Raw genomic sequence first — 13375 nt, 5'->3', positions numbered from 1 at the left:
TTTTCGAGCTCAAGCTTTGATTACTGGCACGTAATCTGGAGAAGCCATGACGTCGAGTAGGCAGCAGTCGGAACGTTTGCGCAAGCAGCGCGAACGGCAGAAGGACTATCGCGATCGTTTGAGGATACAGCGCAAACCGACGCGTGACGACATAGCACGAGTGCTGCTGCATTTTATGATTGTCAAAGCGGTGAAATCTGGCAATCAGGACGGGACGGAGAAGCTGATTGATATGCTTCTTGATGCGCTGGCGGATCAGGGCTTCGATAAAGATGCTTCATTGGAAGTCATTGATGACCTGATTGTCAGATACACAAAAAGCGGCTGGGATTTCCGTCGCAAGATGCATCTGAGGCCCGGTGGGGTTCTTGACGACACCGAACATTGAGGATCGTTTTCCAAACCATATTGCGCCGATTTCAACCTGACAATTTTACAAACGCAGTTTGTGCTTTTTGTCTGTCGTCCCCCCATTACTCCATGAAACGTCGTTTGCAGATGAATCGGATTGTTCGACGTCGGCGTTGAAGCGGAATATCGTCGAAGCTTAAGCAGGGAAATGACACGGTTGCTCGGGGTCGTCAGTGCTATTCATGACACATGTGCAGGATATTCCGCTACTGAAACAGGTTCTACGGCCAGCCTGTGGATAACTTTCAAGCTCCACATTTCGGCTTCCTCAGGTATGCATCACAGCGCAAAAGCCTGATGGCCACTACGTTTTATCACTGTTTTGGTGAAGCCAAAAAAGCCGGTGATATCCGGGGCTTAGATAAAAATGCTCGATTGGGATCTTTTTTTGTTCCGGATCCTTGCAGCTCAATTCAGATCCTGCAATAGTCGCCTTGCCTGAGTGATCAGGCGCCTCCATCCCGGTGCTGGTAACACCTGAATGGAGACTGACTTAGCCTGCCAACACAGGAGCCAAGCTTATGACAACTCTTATCGATATTCGTGGCGGATTAAAAGATCCACTATCAGAATTCCATGTCGACATAGCGGCTCCCTAGCGGAGATAATTTCCGCTTCTGACGCGTTCGGTGCTCTTTAAGGCACGAACTCCCAATTTCCCATTCTGTCAGTCCGGTCGTGTGCGTTCGCGCGCAACGCTACGATCTTCGCTGTCTTCAAAATCTGTGGCCACTCGCAATGGCGACCTACCTTCACACCCATTTGACTCCGGCGACGAACAGTCGCTTTGGAGATGGAGAAATCATGTTTGCAGAAACCGTAATTGGCTACATTGATCTCATTGAACACAAATTCCCGCAGCGAAGCTACAAGCGCGAATTAAACGCAGCGCTACACCTGTCGTTATGTTTTCATTTGATTGACCGTGCTCATGACAGAAGTAGCCGGAAACGAGCTTTATCAGAGCAAATCTTCCGTTATGCCGTATGGAATAAGGGCGAGAAAATCATCGGCCTTATTGAAGAAGCGTTGGCGAAAGCCACGGTGAAGACCGGCTTTAAGGATTTGCGCTCGTCTCATTCTATGCCACTGACACGCGATACTTTTAATAGTGTCATAGAAACTACCGCATCGAAATCCCCCGCAGATGAAACCGATATAGACCGGAGCGCCTTGGAATTTCCGACAGGCCCTTACACATTCGAATTGATGTTCTATGAACAGGAACGCAGATGTCTCCGTGTGTTCAGTCTGATTTATGGCATCAGCGCCCATAAAGGGGCTCTGGATCAATGGCGCATTGAAACATCGACCGCCTCAGCATTGTGGGGGCGGCTGGCACAACAATACTACGGCATAGATGTCGAGCAATGTGAATTCGCTCTGATCGACCCACTGCTTAGCCAAAGCCAAGGTCAGGATAGGGTCTGGGCACTGGCTGATCTTGACCGACTGATCGGTGCACCGGGTGTCGCAGAAAAAGTGTTGGGCGTGCAAGACGCTCTCCGAGAAGAGCTCGTCATTTGGCTCGGCGATACCTTCGCGAAAACCGAAGAGGAGCAAGCGCGGCTGATTGATGAAGAGATCGCGAAGATGGCGGTCGAAGCGCTCGACCAGATGCCTACTCCCAAGATTCAGATTTTGACGCCGGATAACGTGTTGCGCTGAGCAGACAGGGGCCAATCAGCCGATGAGTCGTGCGAAGCTTGTGAATCTACGTGTCACGGACTTATCCGTTATGCCGTAGAGCGGACGTTCACTGCGATGCAGACGAACAGGGGTATCTGCCATTCTCAACGGCGAGCTAAAGACCAACCGATGGGAGCAAAGGCAATAGATCAGGTAGCGGAGAATCTTCTGCCCAGATAGTCAGGGTGGATGCATCTGTCACGCTGAACGCATTCAGCTTTGCTCTCAATAACAATCAGATGCGTTGAATTTCACGAAACACCTATTCCGGGGCGCGTTGATACGCGCCCGAACGATCCTTCATTTTCTTCATTCATCAGGAACACTTCATGGCGGTCATAATCAAAAACGGAAAATACAATCGCGAACAGCTCGAACTCGAAATCAGGATGCTGAAATCTCTGGTCGCCGATCTCGAGCGGATATTCCAAGGTCATTATCCAGATGAGCGCGAACTGACAAATTCGCCGGCGATCACCAGCTGGAAGCTGAGCGCACGGCGGGCAACCTGCCTCGAAGGAGTATTGTTCGAGCATCCCCGGCTCGGCCCCATCGTGCCGAATGGCATCACGTCCGAGCTCTGGCTTCTTGATCTCGACAGAAACTACGCCCGTACATTCAGCCGCTTTTACCGGCTTGGCCAGAAAGACATCGGCAATTGAGGAAGATCCAACTGATCAGGCCGCAGATCATCAATCAGCATAGCTGTCTGATGCCTTCTGCGCTGCTGCCGAAGGGCGCGACTACCTGTCATGGAAAATCTGACATGAAAATTGTTCGAATAATAGAGCTGGGATAGATTGGCATGAAACTCTGGATTTGGTCTGATGTGCATAATGAACTGCAGGAAGTCGTTTATCCACCACGTGAACAAGCGTCGGATTGTGATCTGATCATGATTGCCGGCGATCTCAATGCGGCGCCAGATCTCCATTTGACGCTGGAATTCCTGATCAGGCGCTACGAGAAGCCTATTATCTATGTCCCCGGGAATCACGAATTTTATCAGAACAAGTGGATGATGAACGACCGGGACCGTTCGCTTGAGAGCGACAGGCAGACGATCAAGGCAATCGAGGCGCTTTCTCTGCAATGGCCGCAACAGTTTTATTGTCTTGATGCGGATGAGGTGGTTATCGACAATACGCGCTTCATTGGCGCAAGCCTATGGGTCGATTTCCTGATGAAACTCCCCGTGAAGTCTGATTTGCCGCAGCGAATGTGGATGGCGCGTCAGATGCTCAATGATTTTCATGCAATCTCCATGCAGGATGGCAAACGGTTCACGCCGGAGGATATGCTGGAACTGCATCGTTCAGATGCAGCTTACATCCGACAAAAGCTGGCAGAACCATTTGACGGCTCCACTGTGGTATTGACCCATCACATGCCGCATCCCGATTGCACGCCGCCGGCTTATGCGGGGCAAGAGGCAAATTTTCTGTTTGCCTGTGGCGCAGAGGCTTTCAATGACATCCTGCATTCCGAACAGGCTCCGGATTTATGGATATGTGGTCATACGCATCATGCCTTTGACGTTCAGATCGGCCGAAGCCGCATTGTCTGTAACCCTTACGGTTGCAGGTGGGAACAGGGTAGAAACGGATTTCGGTGGGACTGGGTGATGACTATTGAATAACCGCCTCTGCACAGTACAGAATCCTGACTGACAAGGAGCTTACAAGTATTGGGCGACAAGGAAGTCTGTAGCAAAAGGAGGGCCAAAGCCAATCACATGAACGCCTCTCGTGTCTGCTACCATCGATTTGCCCACGATACGGTAGCATTCCGATCTCCAGGCCGCTTTTCGTCGTGGTCGCTGAGCGAGAAGGAAAAATGGTGATTGGCGGACAGGGGCAAACGTCGTGTTTGCATCCAGATCTAAGCCGAGGTCCATCGAGCCCGATGTTTTAGTCTGGGGTATTTCTGGCATTGCCCGGATAAATAGGGCTTTCGGCTTCTCCAGATATTAAAAATCCGCGATTTGATTGCGGATGCCACTGACGCGCCCCAACATGCGACATTATGTCATGAAGCAGGCATTAAATCGGATCGAAATGCAGCCATTTTGGGGCATATTTGGCACTATTTGAATGGCGGACACAGCATAAGCATTTGATATTATTGCGATATTGTGCTCTAATATAAAAGTCAGCGCTTTTTGAAGCTGACAGACAATCATTTTCAAGAAAGGATTTTTCAATGATTGGAACTTCACCACTCGACTACGGTATCGACAAAGCCAGCAATGGCATCGCAGCACGTATGCTCAAGGATTTTGAGGAGGGACATTTTTCGTTCCTCGCTGATGAGGCCACCGTTGAAAAACGCTATAATCAATCAGCACAAGGCTCGGTCTGGCATGATTTCAAGCGAGCCTGTCGCGCTTATTCCACGCTCAATGGATGTGTGGTGATTGTTGATGACACGAACCAGTGTTTTGTCGATAGCGTTGATATCCATGGTGAGTACGAATTCGATTTCGCGAATGAATTCGCTCGTCGCGCAGCCCCAACCTATCGCGAGCGGTTGCTCGCACTTGGAAAGCAAGGTCCTGTCCGGTTGACGCTCTACAGACTTCCCCGGGCCAACTACGAAAACACCGCATGGGGCCATTTCTGGGAGCGTGGAGAATATATTGGCGAAATGAGAATGGCACTCGCGTAAGCGGCCATTTAGGAACCCATAGTCTATCGAAATATGAAACCGGCAGCACGCGTCATACGTGCTCCCGGTTTTCTTATTTGGGTTGTCGGCTTCAATTCGTCAGGTCTGGTGAAACCCGGAATCAGCCATTCAGCACGGTCGTCGCAGACCTGGCGGGTGTGACGACAGGCTTCTTCGAGCGCGATCCAGATGGTCGGCCGATTGCCTCAGGGTTTGCGCTCTTGGCTGTTTGTCAAACTTTAACGTCCCAAACCTGCCAATTGTGCTTGTCGCAACGGTCGTATCTATCCAGTCACATAATACTGTTCAGCGCCCAGTTAGAAATTTTCATCGGCGTTCATGATCCGTTTGCGCCGGTGGCTGATTGGTCTCACAATATGTCTATTGGCTTGTTAGAGATGATGAAATGTTTAAAGAAATTCCATGGGACATATTCGGCGAGAACGCGCAGGTGCTTGATGAAGCGGACATTCCGGTTTGTGACGGGTGTGCGTATTATTGTATCTTGCAATATGCAGGTGTCGATCGGTTGATCTCACGGCTGCGCATTTTCGATCTGGATACCGAATACTGCTATTCGCTGTACGGTCATTTTTCGAAAATTAATGCGATCGTCCTTGCTGGTAGCTTGCCGCCGGCGCTCAAAGAATTCGACGGCGTGCGCTGCCAGGTCGGTCAGCTCGAAGTCAGTAGTGGGAGCTTCTACGGAGCTGCCCCCATGACCCCACCGGCAACCAAGTACGCACTAAAAGTGGTAGATCCAGGTAACACGACGCTTGCTCAAAATGAGATGTACACAGTGTGGGGTTTCGGAATTCGTCCTTGTTCCGCGCACGAAGCTGAAATCGCCACCTTTGCCGCAGAGGAGGCGGTGCGTCGGGCGATAGAAATCGCAGCCGAGGGTGAATGTCTGACTGACGATAGACGGCCGTGAAAGAAGATCGGTGGCATTTGACCCGGAGAAGAATGAACGGTCGGGATCGGTTATGAGAAAACTGATATCACGAATTTATCCATGATGAGAATCCAGCAATGATCTTAAGAAACACAAAATCAAACCCGACGGAACCTGGCGATCCCGGGTAGCGCTGACAGACTCTAAGGCCGGTATTGTTGAATTCCAAAAGCTGCGACGGATTTACCCGTGTGCGTTGATGACGGCCAAAAAGGCCGGGCCATAGCGTTCGAGTTTTGCATCGCCGACACCGGGCACGTCGGCCATTTGGGCGCGGGAGGCTGGTCTGGCTGTGGCCAGTTCGATCAGTGTCCGATCGTGAAAAATGACGTAAGGCGGGACATTTTGCGTGCGCGCGATCTCTAGCCGCTTCTCACGTAGCGCCTGAAACAGCGCCTCATCACGCTCCGAAAGGGCGGATGTTACCGATTTTCCACGCGAAACAGTCCCACGTGATGGCTTCGATTTCCGCGGGACACGCAACATGAGCGCCTGCTTTGCGCGCAAAAACTGCCTGCCTGTCTCCGAGATCGACAAACCGCCGTGCCCGGCAAAGTCGACATCAATCAGCCGCTGTGCGACCAACTGCCGTACGATCGCGCGCCAGGTGTGATTGTCATGCTCGCGGCCAATTCCGAAAGTCGAAATCCGGTCGTGGCCAAAGCGGCTGATGCGCTCATCGTCGACGCCAAGAAGGACATCGACAATATAGGATTGCCCGAACCGCTCCCCGGTTCTGTGAATGCAGGACAATATTTTCTGCGCGGCTATTGTCCCATCGAAGAGGGTTGGTGGTTCAGCGCAGGTATCGCAATTGCCGCATGGTTCGCATCGATCACCGAAATAAGAAAGCAGCACCTGTCTGCGACAGTTCGCCGTTTCGGCCAACCCGAGGAGAATGTCGAGTTTCTGCCGCTCCATCCGCTTGCGCTGATCGGGCGCGTCGGATTCCTCGATGAAGCGGCTGCGCAGGACGATATCGTCATAACCGTAGAGCATCATCGCCTCGGCTGGCAGTCCGTCACGTCCCGCACGACCTGTCTCCTGATAATAGGCTTCGATGCTCCCCGGCAGATCGATATGGGCGACGAAGCGAACATCCGGCTTGTCGATGCCCATCCCAAAGGCAATCGTCGCCACCATGATGACCGCCTCGTCGTGCTGGAATCGTGCCTGGTTCGCCTCGCGCGCGGACTTTTCCATACCGCCGTGATAGGAGAGGGCGTCGTAGCCCAGGCTGCGCAGCCATTCGGCCGTTTCTTCTGTCTTCCGTTTCGAAAGACAGTAAACGATGCCGCTTTCGCCTTGGTGATCCTGTAGAAAACGTTTCAACTGCGTGCGGGGATTGTCCTTCTCCATGATCGCATAGCGAATATTGGGACGGTCGAAACCGGCGATGAAGGCATCGCGCTCATCAATCTGCAGATGCGACAGGATTTCGGCACGTGTCGGCTCGTCAGCGGTTGCGGTCAATGCCATGCGTGGCGTGTTGGGAAACTGCGCCATCAACACATCAAGCTGCCGATAAGACGGCCTGAAATCATGCCCCCATTGCGACAGGCAATGTGCTTCGTCAATAGCGATCAGCGAGAGAGGCACATCGCTCAGGCGTTGCAACGTATCCGGCCTGAGCAGTGTTTCAGGCGCGACATAGAGCAGATCAAGCGCCCCGGCATGGATACCTCGCCACAAGGCCAGTCTGTCATCGCCAGCAAGGTCGGAATTAAGCGCTGCAGCTTTCACACCCGCCTGCCGGAGCGCGGAGACCTGATCGGCCATCAGCGCCAGAAGCGGTGAAATCACTAACCCCATGCCCGGCCGCACAAGGGCGGGAATCTGATAGCATAGCGATTTGCCGCCGCCTGTCGGCATCAGGACGAATGCATTATTGCCTGCTATCGCGTGCGATATGATTTCAACTTGCCGCCCGCGGAAGGCATCATATCCATAAATGGTTTTGAGAATGTGGAGCGGGTCGGTCGTCATCAGTCGTCATGTCATCGCTTGTTGTATAGATTCGACAGCCACATTCATAGCAGACCTCAGCGGAAAACCAGTCTTTATCCGAGGCATGAGCAGACAAAGGGACAATCTACCGATCATAAATGCAGTTTTTAGTGATCTGCCCCTTCAGCGGCAGATTCTCTTTGAACGAACAACAGCACCGCTCAGTCGCGTAGCCAGTTTTCGACCCTCAGAGCACGGATACGTGAGAATTCTCCGGTATTGGCCGTGACTAACGCCATCCCGAGCGCATAAGCATGGGCAGCGATGAGGAGGTCATTCGGACCGATGGGCTTGCCAACGGCTTCTAATTCGGCTCGGATTCGCCCGTATTCGGCGTCGGCAGGCGTATCAAGTGCGAGCACTTGTATACTTCCAAGAATGGCCTCGATGTGCGCCAGCAGCTTCGGCGATCCTTTCTTGGCGCATCCAAAGCGTAACTCCGCTGCCGTGATGATACTGACGCAAACTGCTTCTGGTCCAACCTCGGCGATGCGTCTGGCGACAGCGCCCTTGGGGTTTTGTGCAAGCTCGGACACGACATTGGTGTCAAGCATGTACAGCGCGCTCACAGGTCGATTTCTTTCAACGGTAGCAGGGTATCGTCAATATCAGGGAACTGATCTTCCGGCCCAAGCGGTTCCAGCCCGGCAAGCACTTCCAACAGGTTCTGGCGACGCACCGGCTCTATGATAAGTCGATCTCCATCGCGATGGATCATCACCCGGTCGCCGGGAAGTTCGAAGTCAGCTGGAATGCGTACCGCCTGACTCTTATTGTTACGGAAGAGTTTTGCTTCGCGGGCTGGTGTAGATTCGGAGTGTCGGAGCTGTGGCATATCGGTCTCCTTTGTATATACAAGAGTATATACATCGTAGCAGGATAAATTTCAAGCGGAGCGGGGTCGCTAGCGCGCAATTGTACGTCGTTCAGCGATGTTGTAGCGGTTCATAGTGGGCACCAAACCAAGATGTGGGATGGCATCGTCGGCGGTGGGAGTGCACAGTGGAGACGCCATTCTTCGCAATTATAAATGCAAAACAATAAGGGAGTTATCCGTGATGGGAAATCCCGGGCGCATGAATGGCAACGAAGGCAGAGGCTATATAACAAAAAAATAAGAAAATCAATATCTTAGCAAAAATCGCGTAATATTAATTATGGAACTTCTCTATTTTTCGGCGCGACGTCGTACGTTTAAACCTTTACCGGGCCGCTTTCTTTTTCCTTTGATCACGGAAACACCGTGCCACCGCTAAGCAGCTCAACCAATCTGGGGGATGCCTTTGATCTCGTCGCAACCAGACCGGTTGCTGAGAGTACCTACGCCAATATCGTGCGGCTCGTCCATCAGGCGCAGGAAAGCAAAGCACCCAGCGTACGCATTGCAGATCGCTTTGCAGTGTGGTTCCTGCTACTCACCCTATTGATCGCCGGGCTTGCTTGGAGGCTGTCTGGCGATCGCATCCTCCTCGTCGTTGCTACACCCTGCCCGCTCATACTTGCACTACCGGTTGCCATAATTTCCGGTATGTCTCGCTCTGCCAGTCTCGGCGTATTCATCAAGAGTGGCGGCGCAATGGAAGCGTTGGCCAAGGTTAAGACAGCCGTTCTGGACAAGACTGGCACGCTGACGTTCGGCCTAGCACGTGTGATCGACATGAGGGTGACGAACGGCTGAGAAGCACAAGACGTGCTTCGCCTCGCAGCGTTCCTCGATCAAGCATCGGGTCACGTCATTGCCAAGCCCTGGTCGGTCTCGGGCTATCGATAGTTGCGATGATTATCGCAGCCTTTGGGCTTCTGCCACCGGTAGCAGGCGCGTTTCGCCTGGAAGTGATCGACATCGCCGTGATCCTGAATGCCATACGTGCGTTGCGGTAGGATTGAGACGCCGACTATGATCGTGCCTCGATGGCGTTTTGCCAAATGTGGCCGCAGATGGATTGCCAATTGTTAGCTTCCAAGATGGCAGCAGAGCTTTGTTGATCACAGAGGAAGTGCACACCACCACTTAAAAGCGTCGCAAGCGGACCTGGACGTGAAGAGATCGCAAAGATTCCACAATCCGTTGAGTTCAAAAAGCAGTGGGGGATTGCAACCCCTCAAATATTTCATGAGAGAAAATGTCAAGATATACAAATTTTTGTGAACAGTTTTCTGTTTCATAAACTTAGGAAGGTAAGTTATCACTAACAAATGCTGGAATTACTTTCAGTTGACGGCACGTGAGGGGGAGTGAATGTTAAGAACGCAGATAATCGCTGCTTTCATTTCGGTAAGCTGTATTTCCTTTAATGTCCTTGGAGCGAGCGCTCAGGATGCGGACAAAGGTGCACAGGTATTCCACAAGTGCCAGGCTTGCCATGTTGCCGACCAGGACACCAATCGGGTTGGTCCTTCGCTAAAAGGCGTTATCGGACGGACAGCGGGCACCTATGCCGGTTATAGTTACTCCAGCGCAATGAAAGAGGCCGGAGCCGGTGGCCTTGTCTGGAACGATGACACATTAAGCAAATACTTGCGCAAGCCCAAAGACATGGTCCCCAAGACCAAGATGGCATTCGCCGGTCTGAAGTCGGATGACGAAATTGCCAATGTTATCGCTTATCTGAAAACTTTTTCCACGCACTGAGCAGACAATACAGAGACCTGATCGCATCTTAAGGAGGTGGGAGATGATGAGTGAGCAGCCTTATGTCGGCATGAGTCGGCGCAGACTATTGCAGATGATTGGCCTTACAGCCGGGACCGCCGCAATGTACCAGGCGATGACCACGCTGGGGCTTGCGGCAGAGTCTGGTTATAAGGGGCCTGTGAAACTGGAGGGCGATCCAAAGGGCGCCACAGTCCTGATCCTCGGAGCCGGGCTCGCAGGAATGCTGGCGGCGCTCGAAATGCGTCAGGCTGGCTACAAGGTCAAGGTTCTGGAATTCAACAACCGCGCCGGTGGCAGAAACTGGACAATCCGCGGCGGCGACACCGTTAAGGAACTTGGCGGCTTCACGCAGAAATGTGAATTCGACGAAGGGCTCTACATCAATCCCGGGCCGTGGCGTATTCCCTATCATCACAACGGTTTGCTGGCTTATTGTCGCCGACTCGGGGTGCAACTGGAGCCGTTCCAACAGATCAATCACAACGCGATGCTGCACTCAACGAAGGGCTTCGGTGGCAAACCGCAACGCGTCCGCGATGTGAAGATCGATTTCCAGGGGCATGTTTCAGAGCTTTTGGCAAAGGTGACCCAAAAGGGCAAGCTCGAAGAAGGCGTCGGCAAGGAGGATCAAGAGATGCTCCTGCAAGCACTTCAATCCTGGGGGGCCCTCGACAAGGATTATCAATACGTCAAGGGCGCCGTTTCAGCGGAGTTCCGCGGATATGCGAAAGACCCTGGGGGCGGTTTGGGAGCAGCGCCTGTTCCTGGTGAGCCACTTGCATTCAAGGACCTTCTGAGCTCCGGACTTTGGGGAGCGCTGGCCAATTTCTCGCTTTATGAGTTTCAAACAACCATGTTCCAGCCGGTTGGGGGCATGGGTCGGATCGGTGACGCCTTTGCCAAGGAGGTCAAGGATCTCATCACTTTCAATGCCAAGGTGGTCAAGATCGAACAGGGCGACAAGGGTGTTACGGTAACATATGAGGATACCGAGAAGCCGGGAGAAACTCGCACGGAAACCGCCGACTGGTGTGTATGTACAATACCGCTTACCATCCTCAGCCAGATTGATATCCAGGTTTCCGACAAGATGAAGGCGGCCATCGGTGCCGTACCATACGCATCATCGGTCAAGGTAGGCCTTCAAATGAAACGCCGCTTCTGGGAGGAAGACGAGCTGATATTTGGCGGCGTCACTTACACAGATCTTCCTATCACCAACATTTCTTATCCGAGCACGGACTTTAACAAGGGTGGAAAGGGTGTTTTGCTGGGTTGTTATACGTGGAACGGCCCTGCTTCCTACGAGTTCACAGCGATGGAACCACAAGACCGGGTCAAGAAAGCTGTCGAACAAGGCGCACTCATTCATCCGCAATACAAAGACGAATTTGAAAATGGGGTTTCCTGGGCGTGGCATCGTTCACCGTTCACGCTTGGCTGCGCTGGCGATTGGACGGACGAGGCACGCAAGGAACATTACGACAATCTCTGTCAGATCGATGGACGCATCGTGCTTGCTGGAGAACACGCCTCTTATATTCCTGCCTGGCAGGAAGGCGCGATCCTGTCGTCGATCGATGCTATCGAGCGCCTGCACAAGCGTGTGATGCAAGGATGAAGAGTATCGGATCATTGAACCTCAAAAATCCAGTGAGGGATTTTGTCATGTCCAGTCATAGAAAATATATGTGGTCTCTCGCGGCGACATTTGCTGTTTCATTGGCCGGCTTCAGCGGCCCGGCACTTGCCGACTCCGCCGGAGCCACACTCAGCCAAGGCAACACTTTCACGGAGAAAACCGGGGAGGAGCTTTATGCAAATGTTTGCCAGGCATGCCACATGTCAAAGGGTCAGGGAGCCGTCGGCGCAGGAAAATATCCAGCGCTCACCAAGAATGAAAACCTCGAATCCGCAGGCTATCCGATCTATGTCATTCTGCATGGCCAGAAGGGCATGCCGCCGATCGGAGAAATGATGTCGGACAATCAGGTCGCCGCCGTGGTGAACTATATCCGGACCAACTTCGGCAACGATTACAAGGATGCAGCGACGGCAGAAGATGTCAAAGATGCCCGTTAAGGACATCTGGATCTCCGGATCGGTAGACATATCATTGGTGTCGGAATCCCGGCATTGATTGCCATAAGAATGGAAGAACAAGTGAAACGGACATTTCTGGTCTTAATCCCGGCCAGAAGTGTTCCAATAAATGGAGCATAGACTATGAAACTTGTTACGGGCGCGATTCTCTTCTCAGCATTGATGGCGACTTCAGTCGGAGCCTCCGCAGCAGAGGTTGTGCGCCACAAAATCCCGAATTCGGATTTTCCAATCGCGCAGGCCGTTGAAGTTCCAGCTGGAATGACGACGGTCTATGTCAGTGGCGCACTCGCTTCGGTTGCCGATGAAAAAGCACCTAAGGGTTCAATTGAAGCATACGGAGATACAAAGACTCAAACCGTCTCCGCACTCAAATCCATCGAGAAAACGCTCGCTGGAATGAACCTCAAAATGAACGACGTGGTCAAAATGCAGGTTTTCCTCGTCGGAGATCCATCCAAGGAAGCAAAGATGGACTTCAAGGGTTTCATGGAGGGTTACACGCAGTTTTTCGGCACTAAGGAACAGCCCAACCTTCCCGCCCGCTCCGTATTTCAGGTCGCAGGCCTCGCAGGTCCTGGCTACCTCGTCGAAATCGAAGTAATCGCCGCACGACCATAACCATGCTCAACGTTTCAAAGTGCGGCGCTACCAAAACATGACACGACCATTTGCAGTTAGGTTTGGCCGCAGCTGCCCACAGCGTTTGAATACTGTCTATTGGACTTTGGCGAATTCGGCTCTAGAACACATTATGCAAGGGCGAAGGAGAATAGTAGCCCCGAGGGTGTTGTCACGTTAACTGGGCTACAGTTGCCTGCCTGACGGTTTGGGCGTAAATTTTGGCGATGCAGACATCAGATATCATCTTCAAGCGTCACCGTTTT

General features: G+C 52.4%; 14 protein-coding genes. 11 read left to right on the top strand and 3 right to left on the bottom strand.

Annotated features, from left to right (window positions below; genetic code table 11):
* The first annotated feature begins 76 nt into the window (after positions 1–76).
* The 6 genes from FIB18_RS21780 to FIB18_RS21755 all read left to right on the top strand — a co-directional run bounded on the left by FIB18_RS21780 (position 77) and on the right by FIB18_RS21755 (position 5701).
* Positions 77–388, top strand: a complete 312-nt coding sequence (locus FIB18_RS21780; protein WP_138787121.1) for a hypothetical protein — start codon at positions 77–79, stop codon at positions 386–388.
* An 827-nt stretch (positions 389–1215) separates the two neighbouring features.
* On the top strand, positions 1216–2079 hold the full coding sequence (locus tag FIB18_RS21775) for a hypothetical protein (protein ID WP_138787122.1): 864 nt from the start codon (positions 1216–1218) through the stop codon (positions 2077–2079).
* A gap of 350 nt (positions 2080–2429) precedes the next feature.
* The gene (locus FIB18_RS21770) at positions 2430–2762 is read left to right on the top strand and encodes a hypothetical protein (RefSeq protein ID WP_138787123.1); all 333 of its coding nucleotides are present in this window, start codon (positions 2430–2432) and stop codon (positions 2760–2762) included.
* A gap of 143 nt (positions 2763–2905) precedes the next feature.
* The gene (locus FIB18_RS21765) at positions 2906–3739 is read left to right on the top strand and encodes a metallophosphoesterase (protein ID WP_140022713.1); all 834 of its coding nucleotides are present in this window, start codon (positions 2906–2908) and stop codon (positions 3737–3739) included.
* 563 nt (positions 3740–4302) lie between these two features.
* Positions 4303–4767 (top strand): hypothetical protein, encoded by a 465-nt coding sequence (locus tag FIB18_RS21760; protein ID WP_138787125.1) that lies wholly within the window; start codon positions 4303–4305, stop codon positions 4765–4767.
* Positions 4768–5173: 406 nt separating this feature from the next.
* Complete coding sequence (locus FIB18_RS21755; RefSeq protein WP_138787126.1) at positions 5174–5701, top strand: hypothetical protein; 528 nt, start codon at positions 5174–5176, stop codon at positions 5699–5701.
* A gap of 204 nt (positions 5702–5905) precedes the next feature.
* Here the strand turns inward: FIB18_RS21755 and recQ are convergent, their stop codons facing one another.
* The 3 genes from recQ to FIB18_RS21740 form a co-directional block, all read right to left on the bottom strand.
* A complete protein-coding gene (gene recQ, locus FIB18_RS21750; protein WP_138787127.1) occupies positions 5906–7708 on the bottom strand; it encodes a DNA helicase RecQ in 1803 nt (600 codons plus the stop codon).
* A 182-nt stretch (positions 7709–7890) separates the two neighbouring features.
* Entirely contained in the window at positions 7891–8298 is a 408-nt protein-coding gene (locus tag FIB18_RS21745) for a type II toxin-antitoxin system VapC family toxin (protein ID WP_140022712.1), read from the bottom strand.
* Complete coding sequence (locus FIB18_RS21740) at positions 8295–8564, bottom strand: antitoxin (RefSeq protein ID WP_138787129.1); 270 nt, start codon at positions 8562–8564, stop codon at positions 8295–8297. Before FIB18_RS21740 ends, FIB18_RS21745 begins: the two co-directional genes overlap by 4 nt.
* A gap of 408 nt (positions 8565–8972) precedes the next feature.
* On the opposite strand from FIB18_RS21740, the gene FIB18_RS21735 reads away from it, so the two are divergent.
* The 5 genes from FIB18_RS21735 to FIB18_RS21715 all read left to right on the top strand — a co-directional run bounded on the left by FIB18_RS21735 (position 8973) and on the right by FIB18_RS21715 (position 13109).
* Positions 8973–9407 carry a P-type ATPase gene (locus FIB18_RS21735; RefSeq protein WP_024899737.1) on the top strand — a complete coding sequence of 145 codons (435 nt, stop codon included), beginning with the start codon at positions 8973–8975 and terminating at the stop codon, positions 9405–9407.
* A 561-nt stretch (positions 9408–9968) separates the two neighbouring features.
* Positions 9969–10361, top strand: coding sequence for a c-type cytochrome (locus FIB18_RS21730; protein ID WP_024899736.1), 393 nt, complete (start codon positions 9969–9971; stop codon positions 10359–10361).
* A gap of 46 nt (positions 10362–10407) precedes the next feature.
* Entirely contained in the window at positions 10408–12006 is a 1599-nt protein-coding gene (locus FIB18_RS21725) for a flavin monoamine oxidase family protein (protein WP_036568201.1), read from the top strand.
* Positions 12003–12467 (top strand): c-type cytochrome, encoded by a 465-nt coding sequence (locus FIB18_RS25370; protein ID WP_247880892.1) that lies wholly within the window; start codon positions 12003–12005, stop codon positions 12465–12467. The genes FIB18_RS21725 and FIB18_RS25370 overlap by 4 nt, the downstream gene beginning before the upstream one ends.
* Positions 12468–12611: 144 nt before the next feature.
* On the top strand, positions 12612–13109 hold the full coding sequence (locus FIB18_RS21715) for a RidA family protein (protein WP_024899733.1): 498 nt from the start codon (positions 12612–12614) through the stop codon (positions 13107–13109).
* Positions 13110–13375: the final 266 nt, after the last annotated feature.

Origin of the sequence: Brucella pecoris (genome assembly GCF_006376675.1) — a bacterium.
Taxonomy (GTDB): Bacteria; Pseudomonadota; Alphaproteobacteria; order Rhizobiales; family Rhizobiaceae; genus Brucella; species Brucella pecoris.
This window is presented reverse-complemented; position numbering and strand designations above follow the sequence as displayed.

Coding starts and splice junctions, on each gene's coding strand:
- FIB18_RS25370 (WP_247880892.1), top strand. CDS start 12,003: ATGAAGAGTATCGGATCATTGAACCTCAAAAATCCAGTGAGGGATTTT.
- recQ (WP_138787127.1), bottom strand. CDS start 7,708: ATGACGACCGACCCGCTCCACATTCTCAAAACCATTTATGGATATGAT.
- FIB18_RS21765 (WP_140022713.1), top strand. CDS start 2,906: ATGAAACTCTGGATTTGGTCTGATGTGCATAATGAACTGCAGGAAGTC.
- FIB18_RS21725 (WP_036568201.1), top strand. CDS start 10,408: ATGAGTGAGCAGCCTTATGTCGGCATGAGTCGGCGCAGACTATTGCAG.
- FIB18_RS21755 (WP_138787126.1), top strand. CDS start 5,174: ATGTTTAAAGAAATTCCATGGGACATATTCGGCGAGAACGCGCAGGTG.
- FIB18_RS21730 (WP_024899736.1), top strand. CDS start 9,969: ATGTTAAGAACGCAGATAATCGCTGCTTTCATTTCGGTAAGCTGTATT.
- FIB18_RS21740 (WP_138787129.1), bottom strand. CDS start 8,564: ATGCCACAGCTCCGACACTCCGAATCTACACCAGCCCGCGAAGCAAAA.
- FIB18_RS21775 (WP_138787122.1), top strand. CDS start 1,216: ATGTTTGCAGAAACCGTAATTGGCTACATTGATCTCATTGAACACAAA.
- FIB18_RS21770 (WP_138787123.1), top strand. CDS start 2,430: ATGGCGGTCATAATCAAAAACGGAAAATACAATCGCGAACAGCTCGAA.
- FIB18_RS21715 (WP_024899733.1), top strand. CDS start 12,612: ATGAAACTTGTTACGGGCGCGATTCTCTTCTCAGCATTGATGGCGACT.
- FIB18_RS21760 (WP_138787125.1), top strand. CDS start 4,303: ATGATTGGAACTTCACCACTCGACTACGGTATCGACAAAGCCAGCAAT.